The sequence below is a fragment of the Pseudomonas sp. QTF5 genome (assembly GCF_000512695.2).
Taxonomy (GTDB): Bacteria; Pseudomonadota; Gammaproteobacteria; order Pseudomonadales; family Pseudomonadaceae; genus Aquipseudomonas.
The window spans coordinates 1-3132 of record NZ_AZRW02000077.1 but is presented as its reverse complement, the minus strand read 5'-3'; the positions used below and the strand labels follow the sequence as shown (position 1 = coordinate 3132).

Below are 3132 nucleotides of genomic sequence, written 5' to 3'. Positions count from 1 at the left end.
TGATGAATGTTGATTTCTAGTCTTTGATTAGATCGTTCTTTAAAAATTTGGGTATGTGATAGAAAGATAGACTGAACGTTACTTTCACTGGTAACGGATCAGGCTAAGGTAAAATTTGTGAGTTTAATCGCGAATTTTCGGCGAATGTCGTCTTCACAGTATAACCAGATTGCTTGGGGTTATATGGTCAAGTGAAGAAGCGCATACGGTGGATGCCTTGGCAGTCAGAGGCGATGAAAGACGTGGTAGCCTGCGAAAAGCTTCGGGGAGTCGGCAAACAGACTGTGATCCGGAGATGTCTGAATGGGGGAACCCACCTAACATAAGTTAGGTATCTTAAGCTGAATACATAGGCTTAAGAAGCGAACCAGGGGAACTGAAACATCTAAGTACCCTGAGGAAAAGAAATCAACCGAGATTCCCTTAGTAGTGGCGAGCGAACGGGGACTAGCCCTTAAGTGGCTTTGAGATTAGCGGAACGCTCTGGAAAGTGCGGCCATAGTGGGTGATAGCCCTGTACGCGAAAATCTCTTGGTCATGAAATCGAGTAGGACGGAGCACGAGAAACTTTGTCTGAATATGGGGGGACCATCCTCCAAGGCTAAATACTACTGACTGACCGATAGTGAACTAGTACCGTGAGGGAAAGGCGAAAAGAACCCCGGAGAGGGGAGTGAAATAGATCCTGAAACCGTATGCGTACAAGCAGTGGGAGCCCACTTTGTTGGGTGACTGCGTACCTTTTGTATAATGGGTCAGCGACTTATTTTCAGTGGCGAGCTTAACCGAATAGGGGAGGCGTAGCGAAAGCGAGTCTTAATAGGGCGTCTAGTCGCTGGGAATAGACCCGAAACCGGGCGATCTATCCATGGGCAGGTTGAAGGTTGGGTAACACTAACTGGAGGACCGAACCGACTACCGTTGAAAAGTTAGCGGATGACCTGTGGATCGGAGTGAAAGGCTAATCAAGCTCGGAGATAGCTGGTTCTCCTCGAAAGCTATTTAGGTAGCGCCTCATGTATCACTGTAGGGGGTAGAGCACTGTTTCGGCTAGGGGGTCATCCCGACTTACCAAACCGATGCAAACTCCGAATACCTACAAGTGCCGAGCATGGGAGACACACGGCGGGTGCTAACGTCCGTCGTGAAAAGGGAAACAACCCAGACCGTCAGCTAAGGTCCCAAAGTTATGGTTAAGTGGGAAACGATGTGGGAAGGCTTAGACAGCTAGGAGGTTGGCTTAGAAGCAGCCACCCTTTAAAGAAAGCGTAATAGCTCACTAGTCGAGTCGGCCTGCGCGGAAGATGTAACGGGGCTCAAACCATACACCGAAGCTACGGGTATCACTTAGGTGATGCGGTAGAGGAGCGTTCTGTAAGCCTGTGAAGGTGAGTTGAGAAGCTTGCTGGAGGTATCAGAAGTGCGAATGCTGACATGAGTAACGACAATGGGTGTGAAAAACACCCACGCCGAAAGACCAAGGTTTCCTGCGCAACGTTAATCGACGCAGGGTTAGTCGGTCCCTAAGGCGAGGCTGAAAAGCGTAGTCGATGGAAAACAGGTTAATATTCCTGTACTTCTGGTTATTGCGATGGAGGGACGGAGAAGGCTAGGCCAGCTTGGCGTTGGTTGTCCAAGTTTAAGGTGGTAGGCTGGAATCTTAGGTAAATCCGGGATTCTAAGGCCGAGAGCTGATGACGAGTGTGCTTTTAGCACACGAAGTGGTTGATGCCATGCTTCCAAGAAAAGCTTCTAAGCTTCAGGTAACCAGGAACCGTACCCCAAACCGACACAGGTGGTTGGGTAGAGAATACCAAGGCGCTTGAGAGAACTCGGGTGAAGGAACTAGGCAAAATGGCACCGTAACTTCGGGAGAAGGTGCGCCGGTGAGGGTGAAGCATTTACTGCGTAAGCCCATGCCGGTCGAAGATACCAGGCCGCTGCGACTGTTTATTAAAAACACAGCACTCTGCAAACACGAAAGTGGACGTATAGGGTGTGACGCCTGCCCGGTGCCGGAAGGTTAATTGATGGGGTTAGCTAACGCGAAGCTCTTGATCGAAGCCCCGGTAAACGGCGGCCGTAACTATAACGGTCCTAAGGTAGCGAAATTCCTTGTCGGGTAAGTTCCGACCTGCACGAATGGCGTAACGATGGCGGCGCTGTCTCCACCCGAGACTCAGTGAAATTGAAATCGCTGTGAAGATGCAGTGTATCCGCGGCTAGACGGAAAGACCCCGTGAACCTTTACTATAGCTTTGCACTGGACTTTGAATTTGCTTGTGTAGGATAGGTGGGAGGCTTTGAAGCGTGGACGCCAGTTCGCGTGGAGCCAACCTTGAAATACCACCCTGGCAACTTTGAGGTTCTAACTCAGGTCCGTTATCCGGATCGAGGACAGTGTATGGTGGGTAGTTTGACTGGGGCGGTCTCCTCCTAAAGAGTAACGGAGGAGTACGAAGGTGCGCTCAGACCGGTCGGAAATCGGTCGTAGAGTATAAAGGCAAAAGCGCGCTTGACTGCGAGACAGACACGTCGAGCAGGTACGAAAGTAGGTCTTAGTGATCCGGTGGTTCTGTATGGAAGGGCCATCGCTCAACGGATAAAAGGTACTCCGGGGATAACAGGCTGATACCGCCCAAGAGTTCATATCGACGGCGGTGTTTGGCACCTCGATGTCGGCTCATCACATCCTGGGGCTGAAGCCGGTCCCAAGGGTATGGCTGTTCGCCATTTAAAGTGGTACGCGAGCTGGGTTTAGAACGTCGTGAGACAGTTCGGTCCCTATCTGCCGTGGACGTTTGAGATTTGAGAGGGGCTGCTCCTAGTACGAGAGGACCGGAGTGGACGAACCTCTGGTGTTCCGGTTGTCACGCCAGTGGCATTGCCGGGTAGCTATGTTCGGAATAGATAACCGCTGAAAGCATCTAAGCGGGAAACTAGCCTCAAGATGAGATCTCACTGGGACCTTGAGTCCCCTGAAGGGCCGTCGAAGACTACGACGTTGATAGGTTGGGTGTGTAAGCGCTGTGAGGCGTTGAGCTAACCAATACTAATTGCCCGTGAGGCTTGACCATATAACACCCAAGCAATTTGCGTCGAAAGGCCAGATTGCGGTGTGTGAAGACGCAA

At 51.0% G+C, this 3132-nt stretch carries 1 rRNA gene; it reads left to right on the top strand.

Going from position 1 to position 3132, the window contains the following annotated elements:
- The first annotated feature begins 185 nt into the window (after window positions 1-185).
- Window positions 186-3077, top strand: a 23S ribosomal RNA gene (locus IC37_RS28605).
- Window positions 3078-3132: the final 55 nt, after the last annotated feature.